Source organism: Rahnella sp. ATs2, from assembly GCF_051851855.1.
Taxonomy (GTDB): Bacteria; Pseudomonadota; Gammaproteobacteria; order Enterobacterales; family Enterobacteriaceae; genus Rahnella; species Rahnella variigena.
Genome location: NZ_JBLYPL010000003.1, coordinates 24,650 through 39,798, shown reverse-complemented (window position 1 = coordinate 39,798; position 15,149 = coordinate 24,650). Strand labels below are relative to the sequence as shown.

The window sequence follows — 15,149 nt, the reverse complement described above, 5'->3', positions numbered from 1 at the left end:
AGATGATGCTTTAAGGCCACGCAGTAAAGCTGTGCAATCGCATGATGTGGACGAAAACGCGATGATGTAACGCCTTGTTAGTTAGAGTAATGTTCGCGATTTGGGTACGTAAGTATGAAATCGAGAATGTCGCGACGAAAGTAAGGCCACGCATCAAAGAGTATATATCGCGAGGGTGATGTACTCATTTATCCCGAGACATATCAGAAGGGTAAATGAAACGCGCAGGATACTGATGTTATTCCACAAAATTATAGGAGGATAGCGTTACCAGGCAGTAAAAATATATCCTGTGATAATATGTACATCTTTAGCAGTTGCATTACCTAAGCAGTACACGTAATTAAGTTGATGAATGTTAAATATTAATTTGATAGTACCTTAAAAGCCCCGGTTTAACGACTGGGGCTTTTTCATTTGTACAGCCTGTTACTCATTATTTCCCGCTGATAGTGCCTTCAAGAATCGCCTGCGCGCCCAGACACACCAGAAAACACACCAGCGTGGTGTCTTTACCTGCAGTCGCAGCAGTTAATGCGCTGTCCTCATCGCTGATAGCGTCGCCTTTTGACAGAGTGACATCGCCGATGCTGATTTCGCCGTCCATCACATACAGCCATTGAGCAAATCCCGCATGTGAGGGAACTTCCGTGGTGGTGTTTTCATCCATGCGAATGTCATAGACATATACTGCCTGCCTGATTTCAAGCGGAGACTCAATGCCTTCCGGCGCAGCCAGCAGCGTCCACTCATTGCTTTTTATACCGTCAGGGCGCGTCATAAACTGCACGCGGCCTTCCAGATTTGCCTGACGCGGCCGGATAAATATCTGCAACATCTCCGCCGACACCAGCGGTGTGGATTCCTCATGCCAGAAACTTTCACCGGCGTTCATCATCATCAGCTGTTTCGGTGAAAGGGGAACGCGGTGACCAGCAGAATCTTCATGCACCATCGAACCCCGCCACATATAACTGAGGATTTCGTCGTTATTATGCTCGTGCATTTTCACCAGCGTGCCCTGTTCGAGAGTGGCATGATCGATAACACTCAAAGGGCCGAACGCGTCATCATTTTTCTCAGGCTGGATTTGCCCCGGCCGCATACGACGGATACGAAACGGGCCATATTCAAAGGTAGTTTTGGGTTCAGCACGTAAAACGTTAAACATAATCTCTCCGGCGGCAGACAGGAACGCAGGGTTCGGATGAAAATCGGATACCATTTTTTAACATACTATGTTCATTAAAGCGTACCCGCCGTGAATAAACTTTCCGTTTAGTCAGAAACAAAGGCCCCGTCCCTGAGGCCTTTAGATCCAAAATGAGCAGTTAGCCAAGACTCAACAACGTACTCAGCTGCTCAATTTGTGATTGCCACTGACGTTGCAGCTCAGGTTTCTGGTGCTTAGGTTTGCGCGCCAGATCTTCTGCCAGAAGGTGTTCAACCTCTACCAGCCTCGCCAGCAGTTGCTCTTCTTCTGTTTCCTCAGTGTGGATTACGTCAGTCCCGCTTTCTGAAAGAATGGGTTCCGCTGGCGGGGGAGAATCCGCCAGTACGGCGTAAACCGGCGCAAGGGTATGCCACTCTTCTAACCGTTGCTCATCCACCAGCCAGAACCGGTTACAACTTTGCTCGATGAGCGTCCGGTCATGTGACACCAAAAGCACCGCACCACGGAAGGTTTTCAGCGTTTCCGCCAGCTCTTCTTTGCCTTCCAGATCCAGATGGTTAGTCGGTTCATCGAGCAGCAAAAGCGAATAATTCGCCAGCGTCAGCCCGATAAACAGCAGCCGCGAACGTTCGCCGCCGCTGAGCGTACTCACTTTTTGCTGGTGACGGATAAACGGGAATCCTGCGCCAATCAGCGCCATTTTTCTCTGTTCTTCCGTCAGCGGGGCGAAGTTCGCCAGCGCATCACCAAGAGAATCATCGTCCTGCAACTGATGCTGATTCTGATCGTAATAGCCCACCCGCACGCGGGGATGGAAAGTCACACCCGTATGGGTTGTTTCCTGCTGACTGAAGGCGTGCCACAACGTCTGCAACAGCGAGGACTTGCCGCAACCGTTGCGCCCGACCAGTGCGATACGGTCACCGCTTTTGATGCGCATTTCATCCACTGTGAACAAAACCGGAGCATTGCGCGCAGGACGAACCTGCAAACCGGACAGCGCCAGAACCCGGTCCGCCGCCAGCGCTTCGCCTTTTAACTGCAGTTTCCACTGATTACCGGCGGTGACTTCTGTTTGATCCTCCTTCAGCCGGTCGACCTGCTTTTCCATTTGCTTTGCCTTGCGCGCCAGCTTTTCGTTGTCATACACGCTGCCCCACAGCGCCAGACGTTTGGCACTTTTAGTTACGCGGTCAATCTCCTTTTGTTCTGTTTCCCTGCGCACAGCGTCGGAGGCGTCTTTTTCTTCCAGCGCCAGACGTGCCTGCGTACAAGGGAGACGAATAAACTGCAGGGTTTTATCGCGCAGGATCCAGGTGCTGTTGGTCACGTTATCAAGCAGGCTGCGGTCGTGAGAAACCAGCACGAAACTGCCGTTCCAGTTTTTCAGAAACTGTTCCAGCCATAACAGCGTCGGCAGATCCAGATGGTTGCTCGGTTCATCGAGCAGCAGTAAATCGGGCTGGCGGATCAGCGCGCGGGCCAGCAGCAGGCGGGTATGCTGCCCGCCACTGAGCGTTCCTGCCGTCAGCTGCCAGGCGGATTCATCGAAACCCAGCGTGGAAAGCAACACCTGCGCCTGCCAGAGCTCAGGCTGATGAAGGCCTGGCGGCAGATGGTTCAGAACAGATTCAAGCAGGGTATGGTGGTTCAGTTCTTCGGGCAGATGTTGTTCAACGCGGGCCATCAGGCACTGATTCGCCAGCGTGACACTGCCGGACGTTGCTGCCAGTTCACCGCTGAGGATTTTCAGCAGAGTACTTTTGCCACAGCCGTTGTGGCCGATAAGGCCGATGCGGTCGCCTTTTTTCAGGCCGAAGGAAATCTCAGCCAGCAAAGGGCCAAAAGAATTATCGAATGATACAGATTGTGCAGACAGTAAAGTCATGATGCTTACTCAGGTTTTCGGGCATAGGATGCCTCTCGTCAATAAAGCCGACGATAACCGGTAAGCCGGAGGGAAGAACTCAGATTGTCAGTTAGCTTCGCTCAGACAGGTTATCGCGGCAGGGAGCCGGAAACGCCTGAGCAGCGACGATCGCCAAAGACAGGTGAATATAAAAACCATTCACGGGTCAGCATGGGGATCCTCCTTATATATAAAATTGGTGAATGAATGAGCTGATTATATTAGGGAATTTTGAATTGTTCCAGTTTCAAAATTCCCCGACCCGCCGTTACGCCTCAACAACCTCATTTTCCAGTTTCTGCCGCTTACGCAAACCGGGGAACCAGGTCATCCACAATCCGACGACAATCAATGTACCGATGCCGCCAATGGCTGCCGCCGGGACTGCGCCCACCCAGGCGGCCATCAGACCGGATTCAAATTCACCGAGCTGGTTCGAGGTGTTGATGAAGATCGAATTAACCGCGCTGACGCGTCCGCGCATATCGTCTGGCGTGTCCAGTTGTACCAGTGCGCCGCGAATGACCATGCTTATCATGTCGAATCCGCCGAGCGCAAACAGTGCCAGCATGGATAACCACAGCGAGGTGGAGAACGCGAACACCAGCGTCGCCGCGCCGAAGCCTGCCACGGCGGCAAACATGGTCATACCCACGTTACGTTGCAGCGCGCGGTGGCTCAGCCAGAAACCGACAATCAGTCCACCCACGGCCGGAGCGCCGCGCAACAGACCCAATCCCCATGGGCCGGTATGCAGAATGTCGTGGGCAAAAATTGGCAGCAGGGCGGTCGCACCGCCGAGCAGAACCGCGAACAGATCCAGAGAGATCACACCCAGAACATCCGGACGGGCACGGATGAAACTGATACCGGCGAACAGGGTTTTAAAGGTCGCCGGAACACGGCGCGGTGGCGCCTGCTCGTAACGCAGACGACTGACCATCACAATCGATAACAGATAAAGACAGGCGCACACCGAGTAAGCGACGCCGGCTCCGGCGACATACATAAAACCGCCGAGCGCCGGGCCGACCATAGACGCCGCCTGACCTGAAACACTGTTAGCGGCCATCGCCCGCGCCAGTAAATGCGGCGGCACCAGTGCCGGAAGCATCGACTGTAAAGACGGCGCTTCCATGGCTTTGGCGGTCGAAATGATAAAAATCAGGCCGAGGATAATGACTTCGTTGACGTGATGCGTCAGTGACAAATACGCCAGGGCGGCAATCGCCACCCATTCTGCGATTTGTCCGAGCAAGACCACGCGGCGGCGGTCAAACTGATCCGCCACGTGTCCGGCGACCAGCGCCAGCGCGACAGAGGGGAAAAACTGCACCAGCCCGATCAGCCCCAGATCAAACGCCCTTCCGGTAATCGAGTAGATTTGCCAGCTCACCACAATGGAAAGCATCTGGAAACCAAAACTGGAGGCCGCACGGGCTATCCAGAACGCCACAAACGAGCGGTGCTGTAACAGTGAATCCGGATTACCGGAAGAAGATGACATGACAAATCCCTGAAAAATGAAAGATGCCGTGTCTGCTGGTCGCATGCGACAAGTTAGCCCGGCAATTATTGTGGATACAAATAATTAACAAACAATCTTACCGGCCGTTTTACCATAAAAAATTCAACAAATCTTCCTATCACATTGTGAAGAAAGTGTGCAGTTCGTGTGCAAGTGCCTCTGGTTGCTCCTCGGGAATAAAATGCCCGCTGTTGGCGATAATAATTCCGGTGACGTTTTCTGCGAAATCTCGCAACGGTACGGCCATATCCGGGATAGAACCCTGATCGGCGCTCACCGCCAGCAGCGGCATCTGCAATTTTCCCTGACGGTTAAGCTCACGGTTCTGCTCAGCAGAAACCGTGACCGAACGGTAATACGCCAGCCCGGCGCGCAACCCGCCGCTTTTGAGGAGAACGCGCAAATATTCGCTGATATCTTCGTCCGTAAAGGCATCAGGCGCTGCCGTTTTTCTGCGTAAAAACCAGTCCAGATAGATCCGTTCATTGCCGGTAATCAATGCTTCAGGTAAATCGGGAAGGGTATGAAACGCAAAGTGCCAGGTTTTCCATGATTTATCCGGCGTGACCGGCAGCGCATCCGGTAAGGTAATTCCGGGGATCCCGGCATCGAGCAGCGCCAGCCGTTTCACTTCATTCGGGTAGAGCGCGGCATACGGATAAGCCACCCAGGCTCCGACATCGTGGGCAACCAGAAAATAGCGTGTATGTCCAAGAGACTGCATCAGCCCGTGGGTTTTCTGCGCCAGACTCTGTGTGTCGTAGCCGGTTTCTGGCCGGTCGGAATCGCCTTGACCCGGCAGATCAGGGGCTACCAGCCAGAAAGTATCCTTCAGATCCTGCATAACGTGACGCCATGCAAACCAGCTCTGCGGGAAACCGGCCAGCAGCAGTAAAACCTTGCCGTCAGGATTTCCGCCACAAACGTAATGCATTCGCACGCCGTCCACTGTGGCGTAATGGTGATGAAATCCTTTCAGTGTTGGATCGGGTGTACCGAAAGGCGCGGTGGCAACGGAAGTGGAAGGCATATTCTGAGTCATGATATTTTTCCTGTTAAAGTTTATTAGAAAATGTTTATTTCCTAAATGACAAAAAATTTTTAATCGAGGATTTTTAGAGCCAGTTCCAGCGTGGAGTCAGCGTCCGGATTGTTTTCAACCTTGCCGGCAACACGCATTCCCAGCACGACATAAAGCATCAGGGTTGATGCGGCTTGAGCATCAATGGCCGTTGAGACTGAACCGTCACGTTGCCCCAGTTCGATCAGCGAAATCAGGAACGCTTTATTGCGGGTAATCGCCTGGCGAACCAGCCCGGCAACTTCATCATCGAAGGTCAGTAACTCAACAGTGCCGGCGACAACCAGACAACCGCGGCGGCCTTCAATTTCATGGGAGGATTTGAGATAAAAGCGCAGCACCTGGGCAATACGTTCGCGCCCGGTCGTGACGCTCTCAATCTGCTGGCGCAGCTGAGCATTGCGCAGTGAGGTATAGCGCTCAAAAACGTTGAGAAACAGAGTTCGTTTATCAGTGAAAGCCTTGTAGATGCTGCCCGCCGTCAGGTTCATCGCCCGACTCAGGTCGCTGACTGATGCGGCATGAAAGCCTTTCTCACGAAATACCGTCATGGCGTTATCCAGCGCCAGACCGGTGTCGAACTCACGCGGGCGTCCGCGTTCTCTGGAAGGGGAAGGTTGCACAAGAATCGCCACCATTAGGAAACGTTAATTTCCTAATGGTGGCACTGCGTCGAGGAACCGGCAAGCTATTTTTCTAAAGCTGGCAGAATTGACGCAAAACGGGTGTTTATTTGTGGCTGTTCGCCAGCAAAAGTTACCAGCGTAACTTACGACCAGAATATTCCACGAAATGATGGCCGCCCTTACCGGATAAGGCTTCAAACTGATCGACAATACCGGTGGTACTTTCTTCAATCGTCAGGGTGGCATTTTCACCGCCCATATCAGTTTGTACCCAGCCCGGATGCACGGAAAGCAGCGTCACTTCCTGTTTTTCTGTCTGTTCCTGCAAACCACGGGTCAGCATATTCAGCGCGGCTTTGCTGGCAGAATAAAGCGGATAGGTTGCCACTTCGTTCTCGTTGAGACTGGAAAGCTCAGACGTCATCAGCGCCAGCACGCCGGTGCGGTGGTTTAGCAGCGGCAACAATTCGGCGGCGCAGCGTACAGGGGAGATAGTGTTAGTCAAAAACAGCTGAAGAATTTCGTCATCGCTGGCCTGATGAATATCCTGATGATCCGGACCGAACACGCCTGCATTCACAAAAATCAGATCAAAATGGCTGGCGGAAAGCGCGTCTTTTACCGCCTCCCTCCCTTCGGATTTATTGATGTCCAGTTTTACCCATTCAACCGACGCGGGGCTTTTATCAGGTACGGCATCACGCGTGGTAGCGGTCACCTGCCAGCCGCGCTGTGTGAGTACGTCCACCACACCTAAACCGATACCGCGCGATGCGCCGATGATCAATGCTTTCTTAGAGTCAGTCATATTCATCCTTATGTAATCAATGCGTTAACATCAGTTTATTGTTTTCATTAAATCCGTAAATCTGCTTCGTATTAATTGCAGTATGAGCCTGTAACGTTTGGGCAACAATGGGCTGGAGTCTGATTTTCCTTGTCGGCAGAGCGCCTGATGATGGACTTTGGTTTTATGGCTAGCGCTAGTGAATGAGGCGGTAAGTCTTTATTATAGGAGCGGATGAAGTATTCATGTTGTTTCCAACAGACAGGCAAAGGTGAATAAAAGCATGATCGCCATAAAATGGTTTAGCCTCGTATTTGTCCTCGTTTTACTGCTGTCTTTTGGATACAGCTATGCAAAAGCCTCGCAAACCCGTGAAGAACCCGCAGGGCAGAGCTGGTCTACGGCGCGGCGGGATTCCGCCGGAATTGCGCCCGATCCGGCCAAACTCAAAAGTACCGCCATTGTGCAGATTTATGCTGCACCGACCTATGGCTGGCGCGGACTGGTTGCTGTGCATCCGTGGATCATATTCAAGCGGGAAGGGGAAACACAGTTTACCCGTTATGACGTCATCAGCTGGGGCAGTACCAATGTGGTTCGCCGTAATTACGCTATTCCGGATGGCTACTGGTTTGGTTCGCAGCCACGTTTGCTGGTGGATCACCGTGGCGCGCAGGCGCAATTGATGATCCCAAAAATTGAAGCCGCCATTAAAAGTTACCCGTATCCGCACACTTATCACGCCTGGCCGGGACCAAACAGCAACACGTTTATGGCGCATATTGGCCGTGAAGTGCCGGAACTTGAACTGGATATGCCGTCTAACGCCATCGGTAAGGATTATCGCGGAATCACTAATCCGATTGGGTTGCCGCCTTCCGGGCGTGGTGTTCAGGTATCGTTGCTTGGGCTTCTGGGCGTTACGCTGGGCGTGGAAGAAGGTCTGGAAGTTAACGTGCTGGGGCTGAACCTGGGTGTCGATGTCAAAAACCCGGCGTTGCGTTTGCCGTTTGTCGGGCGCGTAGGATTTGATAATCCGGGAAAAGCAGAGCTTTAATCAAGACTTAACCGGCATTTCAACAAAAAAGGCCCGCCATTTCTGGCAGGCCTTTTGTCTTTCAGGAGGCGCTTACTTCACGCACTTCGCGCAGGTGCTTGCGTGGATTTGCTGGAAGAAATCGTTGCCTTTGTCATCCACCAGAATGAACGCCGGGAAGTCTTCGACTTCGATTTTCAAGATGGCTTCCATACCCAGTTCAGGATATTCCACACATTCCAGGCTCTTGATACTTTGCTGAGCCAGAACTGCTGCCGGTCCGCCGATGCTGCCGAGATAGAAACCGCCGTGTTTATGGCACGCGTCGGTCACCTGCTGGCTACGGTTACCTTTTGCCAGCATGATCATGCTGCCGCCGTTGGATTGCAGAAGATCCACGTAGGAATCCATGCGGCCAGCGGTGGTCGGGCCGAGAGAGCCGGAAGCGTAACCTTCAGGGGTTTTCGCCGGGCCTGCGTAGTAAATCGGATGATCTTTAATGTACTGCGGCAAACCTTCGCCGTTATCCAGGCGCTCTTTCAGTTTGGCGTGCGCAATATCACGACCAACGATAATCGTACCGCTCAGGGAAAGGCGGGTTGATACCGGATATTCAGAAAGCTGCGCGAGGATTTCTTTCATCGGACGGTTCAGGTCAACCTTCACCACACCGGCTTCGCCCTGCTGACGCAACGCTTCAGGTATGTACTTGCCCGGATTTTCTTCCAGTTTCTCGATCCAGATACCGTCGCGGTTGATTTTGGCTTTGATGTTACGGTCTGCGGAGCAGGAGACGCCCATACCGACCGGACATGACGCGCCGTGACGTGGCAGACGTACTACGCGGATATCGTGGGCAAAGTATTTGCCGCCGAACTGTGCGCCCAGGCCAAGATTGTTGGCTTCAGCCAGCAGTTCCTGTTCCAGATTTACGTCGCGGAATGCCTGACCGTGTTCGTTACCTTCAGTTGGCAGACCGTCGTAGTAATGGGTAGACGCCAGTTTCACCGTTTTCAGCGTCGCTTCAGCTGAAGTTCCGCCAATCACGAAAGCGATATGGTACGGCGGACAGGCTGCTGTACCCAGCGTGCGCATTTTCTCAACCAGATAATCTTTCAGCTTAGCTGGCGTGATCAGCGCTTTGGTTTCCTGATACAGATAGGTCTTGTTCGCTGAACCACCGCCTTTGGCGATGCACAGGAATTTGTACTCGTCGCCATCGACACTGTAGAGATCGATTTGCGCAGGCAAATTGGTGCCGGTGTTCACTTCTTTGTACATATCCAGCGCGGCGTTTTGGGAATAGCGCAGGTTATCTTCAATGAACGTGTTGTACACGCCCTGAGACAGGCTGGCTTCGTCGCCGCCACCGGTCCAGACGCGCTGGCCTTTTTTACCCATGATGATGGCGGTACCGGTGTCCTGACAGGTTGGCAGGATACCTTTGGCCGCGATTTCAGAGTTACGCAGGAATTGCAGCGCGACATATTTGTCGTTTTCGCTTGATTCCGGGTCATGCAGAATAGAGGCCACTTGTTGCTGATGCGCAGGGCGCAGCATGAAAGAGGCATCGTGGAACGCCTGCTGGGCCAAAAGGGTCAGCGCCTGCGGTTCCACTTTTAACACTTCTTCGCCATCGAAGGTGCTGACAGATACGTGATCTTTGGTCAGCAGGTAGTATTCGGTGTCATCTTTAGAAACGGGGAAGGGATTTTGATAATAGAACGGTTTGTTCGACATTGTTTTCTCACTTTTTCCGTTTTTGCCGCCACGGATGGGACTGTTGACTCGGTATAGCAGAGGTATTCGGGGCGACGTTTATATTCGTTCTGTATGTTGCCAGCCAAGTACACAGGCTGGCAACGGGGTTTATATGTTTTCTTTCAGTAAATGCTCTGTTAATGCTTTGTGGGTGATTTTATCGCCACAATCAGAACATCATCACCATCCACGGATAACCGATTACCAGTAAAGCAATCAGGAAGATGGCACCAAAGATCGTCCCGAGACGCCAGTAATCTTTGGTTGGCAGATAACCGCTGCCGTAATAAATCGGGCTTGGACCGGTACCGTAAGGTGTGATGATCCCCATAACACCCAGAGACGTCACCATCAGCAGACAGAATACCTGCATATTAATACCCGGAATGGCGGCACCAATAGTCAGCATAGCCGGTAACAGCGCGGTGGTGTGCGCCGTGGTGCTGGCGAACAGGTAATGCAGCAAATAAAACGCCAGCAGCAGGGCAATCGTCGCCGCACCCGGGGAGATACCGCCCATCAGCGCTGCGCCTTCTTTACCCAGCCAGGCGATAAAACCGGTGCGGGATAAGCCGTCGGCCAGTGCCACCAGTGTGGCGAACCAGGCAAAGGTGTTCCAGGCGGGTTTGTTGCTGGTGATGTCGTTCCAGTTCAGCACACCGGTCCACAGCATCAGTACCACGACCAGCAGTGCGGCCATTGCCGGTTCAATGAAGCTGGCTGCGAAAATCCACATTGCCAGCGCACAGCACACGAATACCAGCAGCAGGATTTCATGACGGGACATTTTGCCCAATTTCGCCAGTTCAGCGGTCGCCCAGCGAGGTACTTCGTCATTGATTTTCACTTCTGGCGGGTAGAACCAGTACGCCAGCAGCGGCATGGTCAGCAGAAGCAACAGACCGACCGGCAGGAAGGCGATGAACCAGGTGCCCCAGGAAATGTTGATACCGGTTACGCTGTTCACGATGCCCAGCGCCAGCAGGTTTGGTGCCAGTGCAGACAGGAACATGGAACTGGTGATACAGGCTGCGGTAATCGCCACCCACATCAGGTAAGAACCAATTTTACGTGCGCTCGGGTCATTCGGTTTTGAACCATACAACGGCGGCAGGTTGGCAATGATCGGGTAGATTGTGCCGCCGCTGCGCGCGGTGTTGGAAGGCGTAAACGGTGCCAGTAATAAGTCAGCGAAGGTGATGGCGTAACCGAGCGTCAGGCTGCGGCGACCCAGATATTTCACCAGGATCAGCGCCAGACGGCGGCCAAACTGGGTTTTATCGTAGCCGGCAGCAAACATGAACGCGCCGAAGATTAGCCAGACCGTGGAGTTACCAAAACCACTGACCGCCCATTTGAAGGACTGTGCTGCGGTTTTGAATTTCGGATCCGCCAGCTCAGCCGGGCTGAACAACAACCACTGGCTGAACAGGGCGATGACCACTACACCGGTTAAGCCGATAACGGCACCCGGCAATGGTTCGAAGATCAGGCCAACAATGACGCCCACGAAGATGGCGAAGAAATGCCATGCATAAGGTTCAAGCCCGGCAGGCACCGGAACCAGCAGCAACAACACCGACACCAGCACGGGAAGTATCATAAAGATCCAGCGATTTTTTTTGCCGGGTTCGGCTTTTTTCGCTGGCTCTTTCACCGCAGTTTTTGTTATTTCGCTCATAATATTTATCTTAGGTAGTTAGGAATATTGTGATGATGCATAGGTAAGATGTAGTCTGGTTTTTTTAGTTACTTAATATTTTCTTTAGTTATTCAATAGTGGCATGTTCATTGCCTCATTATTGTTATTTTTGTCTGATAACTCTTATTCCCCGTAAGAGGGAGGAAATGTTTATATAATGCGATTTCCCTATTTTTAACTGTTGATCTTGATCAAGAAAATACGGGGCTGAATTGTTTTTTAAATCGAATAAAACAAAAGAACAGGCTTTATCTGATTAATTATGGCGAGACAGGAGGGCGACATCGTTTGCGGGCAGTATTCTGGAAGTGTTCGGGGAGTAGATCAGCAAAAACGGAGTAGGGCAAATGAGAGGCATTCACAGTGTTGAGCTACATCCGCAGGTTGTCTTCAGGCTTTCATGCGCCACTTGTCAGCGGCTGAACTTCATGATCTGCCGGAGGATAAGGGCGGCAGGATGTAATAATATTCTCATCAGTTAAATACAATTACGCCCGTAGTTTACAGGAATGTGATTATTTAATTTGTCAGTTAACATATTTTTAATATAACAGGCATTAAGTTAATAGATAAATAGTTAATTAACTAATGTTAGAGATTTAGAAAGTAAAAATAAAACTATATTAATAAGCATGATTCCGGCTTTGAAAAAATACAACGAATAATAAATAAACATTTCAACACGCTTCACGAAAATAGCGCGCCGGTGACGAATTCAGATTTAAAACCTTAAAGTTTGGAGTCACTATTATGAGCAACAACGATCTGCTATTGAGCCCGTTTACTTTACCGAATGGCACTGTGCTGAAAAATCGCATTCTGATGGCACCAATGACCACCTGCACCGGCTTTTATGACGGCACCGTCACCAGCGAACTGGTCGAATACTACCGTGCCCGCGCCGGCAGCATCGGTACGGTGATTGTTGAATGCTGTTTTGTAGATGACAAAGGTCTGGCATTCCCGGGCGCCATCGGTATCGACAACGACGCTAAAATCGACGGACTGGCGAAAATCGCTGCCGCAGTGAAATCTCAGGGTTCAAAAGCCGTTCTGCAGATTTATCACGGCGGCCGCATGAGTGAGCCAAAACTGATCGGCGGCCAGCAGCCTGTCGCGCCAAGTGCATTAGCAGCACCGCGTGAAGGCGCAGCCACACCTGTCGCGCTGACTGCAGAAGAAGTCGACGGCATGATCACCAAATTTGGTGAAGGCGTGCGTCGTGCCATTGAAGCCGGTTTCGACGGCGTAGAAATCCACGGTGCCAATACCTATCTTATCCAGCAATTCTTCTCTCCGAATTCCAACCAGCGTGACGACAAATGGGGCGGCAGCCGTGAAAATCGCGCACGTTTCCCGCTGGCAGTGCTGGACATTACGCATGAGATGGCGAAGAAATACGCCGACGACTCTTTCATTATTGGTTACCGTTTCTCTCCGGAAGAGCTGGAAGAACCGGGTATCCGTTTTGCTGACACCATGTACCTGCTGGAACAACTGGCGGCGCGCGGTCTGGATTATCTGCATTTCTCCCTCGGTTACTCGCTGCGTCCTTCCATTGTCGATACCACGGACCCGACACCGCTGATCGACAAATACGTCGCAATGCGCTCAGACACACTGGCAAAAATTCCGGTGATGGGCGTGGGCGGCATCGTCAACAAATCCGATGCGGATATGGCGCTGGAACACGGCTACGACATGATTGCTATCGGTAAAGCGTGTATCGCTTATCCCGACTGGACTGACCGTATCGCCGCCGATCAGAAACTCGATCTGTTCATCGACAGCACACAACGCGAAGCGCTGACCATTCCTGAGCCGCTGTGGCGTTTCTCGCTGGTAGACGCGATGATCCGCGACATGAGCATGACGTCGAAGAAATTTAAAGCCGGTGTGTTCCAGGAAAAAGTGCAGGCCCCTGCACATGAACTGGCGATCAGCGTGAGTCTTGAAACTGATCGCATTGCGGATATCGCGCTGGAAGCAGGTGCGGATCTGGATGTGGAATTCACCACCAGTTTTGAAATTATCCGTACCCGTATTCTGGACGCCAACAGCCCGCACGTTGATGCGGTGACTGGCGCGACCGAACAGAGCGAAGCGGTAAAAAAAGCGGTATCCAAAGCGATCGCTAAATCCTGCAAAGCGCAGTTGCTGGAAGAGGGCGGCAGTCTGAATGAGCCACAAAACTACGACGTTGTGGTGGTGGGCAGCGGCGGCGCAGGTCTGGCGGCGGCAATTCAGGCGTGTGACGAAGGGGCGAAAGTCCTGATTGTTGAGAAAATGTCTACCATTGGCGGTAACACCATTAAAGCGTCGGTTGGTATGAACGCCGCAGAAACCCGCTACCAGAAACTGAAAGGCATCGAAGACAGCAAAGAGCTGTTCTATCAGGAAACCCTGAAAGGCGGCCAGTTCAAGAACAATACTGTGTTGCTGAAAGAGTTCATCGAACGTGCGCCGCAGGCGGTGGAATGGCTGGCGGAGCACAATATTGAACTGAGCGACATCACCATTACCGGCGGGATGAGCATCGACCGTACGCACCGTCCGGCGGATCGCAGCGCAGTTGGCGGCTTCCTGATCAGCGGCCTGGTGAAGAATCTCAACAAACGCAACATCGACGTCATGCTCGACACTTCTGTCACTGAAATCCGTTATGCCGATGGCGCGGTGCAGGGCGTGAATCTGCTCAATGATGAAAACGAAGTGCTGGTGGTTAATGCGAAAAGCGTCATTGTCGCTACCGGCGGTTTCAGCGCTAACCGCGACATGGTCGTGAAATATCGCCCTGAGCTGGACGGCTTTGTGACCACCAACCACAAAGGCGCGACCGGTAGCGGTATCGCCATTTTGCAAGATATCGGCGCTGGCACGGTCGATATGGGTGAAATCCAGATCCACCCGACCGTTGAACAAACGACGTCTTATCTGATTTCAGAAGCCATCCGTGGCGGCGGTGCGATTCTGGTCAGCCAGGCGGGCAAACGCTTCTTCAATGAAATGGAAACCCGCGACAAAGTCTCCGCGAACATTATCGCGCTGCCGGAGAAATTTGCTTACGTGGTGTTTGATGAGCAGGTGCGTCTGAACAACAAAGCGGCTGACGAATACATCGCCAAAGGCTTTGTGATCAGCGGCAATTCACCACGCGAACTGGCGGCAAAACTGGAGATGAACTCAGACGCCTTCCTGGCGACGCTGGAAAGCTATAACGTGGCCGTTGATAAGCAGGATGACGTGGAGTTTGGTCGTCGCACCGCGCTGCGCCACCCAATCAATCAGGGGCCGTTCTATGCAATCCGTATCGCGCCGGGCGTGCATCACACCATGGGCGGCGTGACCATCAACACCGATACCTGCGTGCTGGATGCGCAGCAACAGATACTCGGCGGCGCATTTGCGGCGGGTGAAGTGGTCGGTGGTATCCACGGCGGTAACCGTATCGGCGGTAACGCCGTTGCAGATATCATTATCTTCGGTATCCTTGCAGGACAAAACGCCGCGAAATTCGCGATGCGGTAACCGTTTATCACGCAAGG

General features: G+C 52.4%; 10 protein-coding genes. 2 read left to right on the top strand and 8 right to left on the bottom strand.

Translation table 11 applies throughout. The features are described 5' to 3' along the window. Positions 1-436: 436 nt before the first annotated feature. The 6 genes from ACJY2G_RS03345 to ACJY2G_RS03320 all read right to left on the bottom strand — a co-directional run bounded on the left by ACJY2G_RS03345 (position 437) and on the right by ACJY2G_RS03320 (position 7,126). Positions 437-1,171, bottom strand: a complete 735-nt coding sequence (locus tag ACJY2G_RS03345) for a pirin family protein (protein ID WP_120162329.1) — start codon at positions 1,169-1,171, stop codon at positions 437-439. Positions 1,172-1,331: 160 nt separating this feature from the next. Then, a complete protein-coding gene (locus ACJY2G_RS03340; RefSeq protein ID WP_430319658.1) occupies positions 1,332-3,065 on the bottom strand; it encodes an ABC-F family ATP-binding cassette domain-containing protein in 1,734 nt (577 codons plus the stop codon). A 286-nt stretch (positions 3,066-3,351) separates the two neighbouring features. Next, positions 3,352-4,590: an MFS transporter gene (locus ACJY2G_RS03335; RefSeq protein WP_439291224.1), complete on the bottom strand. Its 1,239-nt coding sequence runs from the start codon at positions 4,588-4,590 to the stop codon at positions 3,352-3,354. Positions 4,591-4,729: 139 nt separating this feature from the next. After that, positions 4,730-5,653, bottom strand: a complete 924-nt coding sequence (locus tag ACJY2G_RS03330; protein WP_430319628.1) for an alpha/beta fold hydrolase — start codon at positions 5,651-5,653, stop codon at positions 4,730-4,732. Between the two features lie 59 nt (positions 5,654-5,712). Then, the gene (locus ACJY2G_RS03325) at positions 5,713-6,330 is read right to left on the bottom strand and encodes a TetR/AcrR family transcriptional regulator (protein WP_439291221.1); all 618 of its coding nucleotides are present in this window, start codon (positions 6,328-6,330) and stop codon (positions 5,713-5,715) included. A 118-nt stretch (positions 6,331-6,448) separates the two neighbouring features. Next, positions 6,449-7,126 (bottom strand): SDR family oxidoreductase, encoded by a 678-nt coding sequence (locus ACJY2G_RS03320; RefSeq protein ID WP_430319630.1) that lies wholly within the window; start codon positions 7,124-7,126, stop codon positions 6,449-6,451. 262 nt (positions 7,127-7,388) lie between these two features. Here ACJY2G_RS03320 and ACJY2G_RS03315 point away from each other — a divergent pair, with 262 nt between their 5' ends. Beyond that, a complete protein-coding gene (locus tag ACJY2G_RS03315; RefSeq protein ID WP_120163652.1) occupies positions 7,389-8,162 on the top strand; it encodes a DUF3750 domain-containing protein in 774 nt (257 codons plus the stop codon). Positions 8,163-8,234: 72 nt separating this feature from the next. Here the strand turns inward: ACJY2G_RS03315 and fumA are convergent, their stop codons facing one another. Together fumA and ACJY2G_RS03305 are read right to left on the bottom strand one after the other, a co-directional pair. Then, positions 8,235-9,881, bottom strand: a complete 1,647-nt coding sequence (gene fumA, locus ACJY2G_RS03310; RefSeq protein WP_430319631.1) for a class I fumarate hydratase FumA — start codon at positions 9,879-9,881, stop codon at positions 8,235-8,237. Between the two features lie 190 nt (positions 9,882-10,071). Then, positions 10,072-11,583, bottom strand: a complete 1,512-nt coding sequence (locus ACJY2G_RS03305) for an anion permease (RefSeq protein ID WP_120163653.1) — start codon at positions 11,581-11,583, stop codon at positions 10,072-10,074. Positions 11,584-12,354: 771 nt separating this feature from the next. On the opposite strand from ACJY2G_RS03305, the gene ACJY2G_RS03300 reads away from it, so the two are divergent. Beyond that, entirely contained in the window at positions 12,355-15,132 is a 2,778-nt protein-coding gene (locus ACJY2G_RS03300) for a flavocytochrome c (protein ID WP_430319632.1), read from the top strand. Positions 15,133-15,149 lie beyond the last annotated feature (17 nt).

Bases quoted from the DNA above. Each gene is read 5' to 3' on its own strand.
- ACJY2G_RS03305 (WP_120163653.1), bottom strand. From the start codon at position 11,583: ATGAGCGAAATAACAAAAACTGCGGTGAAAGAGCCAGCGAAAAAAGCC.
- ACJY2G_RS03320 (WP_430319630.1), bottom strand. From the start codon at position 7,126: ATGACTGACTCTAAGAAAGCATTGATCATCGGCGCATCGCGCGGTATC.
- ACJY2G_RS03330 (WP_430319628.1), bottom strand. From the start codon at position 5,653: ATGACTCAGAATATGCCTTCCACTTCCGTTGCCACCGCGCCTTTCGGT.
- ACJY2G_RS03345 (WP_120162329.1), bottom strand. From the start codon at position 1,171: ATGTTTAACGTTTTACGTGCTGAACCCAAAACTACCTTTGAATATGGC.
- fumA (WP_430319631.1), bottom strand. From the start codon at position 9,881: ATGTCGAACAAACCGTTCTATTATCAAAATCCCTTCCCCGTTTCTAAA.
- ACJY2G_RS03315 (WP_120163652.1), top strand. From the start codon at position 7,389: ATGATCGCCATAAAATGGTTTAGCCTCGTATTTGTCCTCGTTTTACTG.
- ACJY2G_RS03335 (WP_439291224.1), bottom strand. From the start codon at position 4,590: ATGTCATCTTCTTCCGGTAATCCGGATTCACTGTTACAGCACCGCTCG.
- ACJY2G_RS03300 (WP_430319632.1), top strand. From the start codon at position 12,355: ATGAGCAACAACGATCTGCTATTGAGCCCGTTTACTTTACCGAATGGC.
- ACJY2G_RS03325 (WP_439291221.1), bottom strand. From the start codon at position 6,330: ATGGTGGCGATTCTTGTGCAACCTTCCCCTTCCAGAGAACGCGGACGC.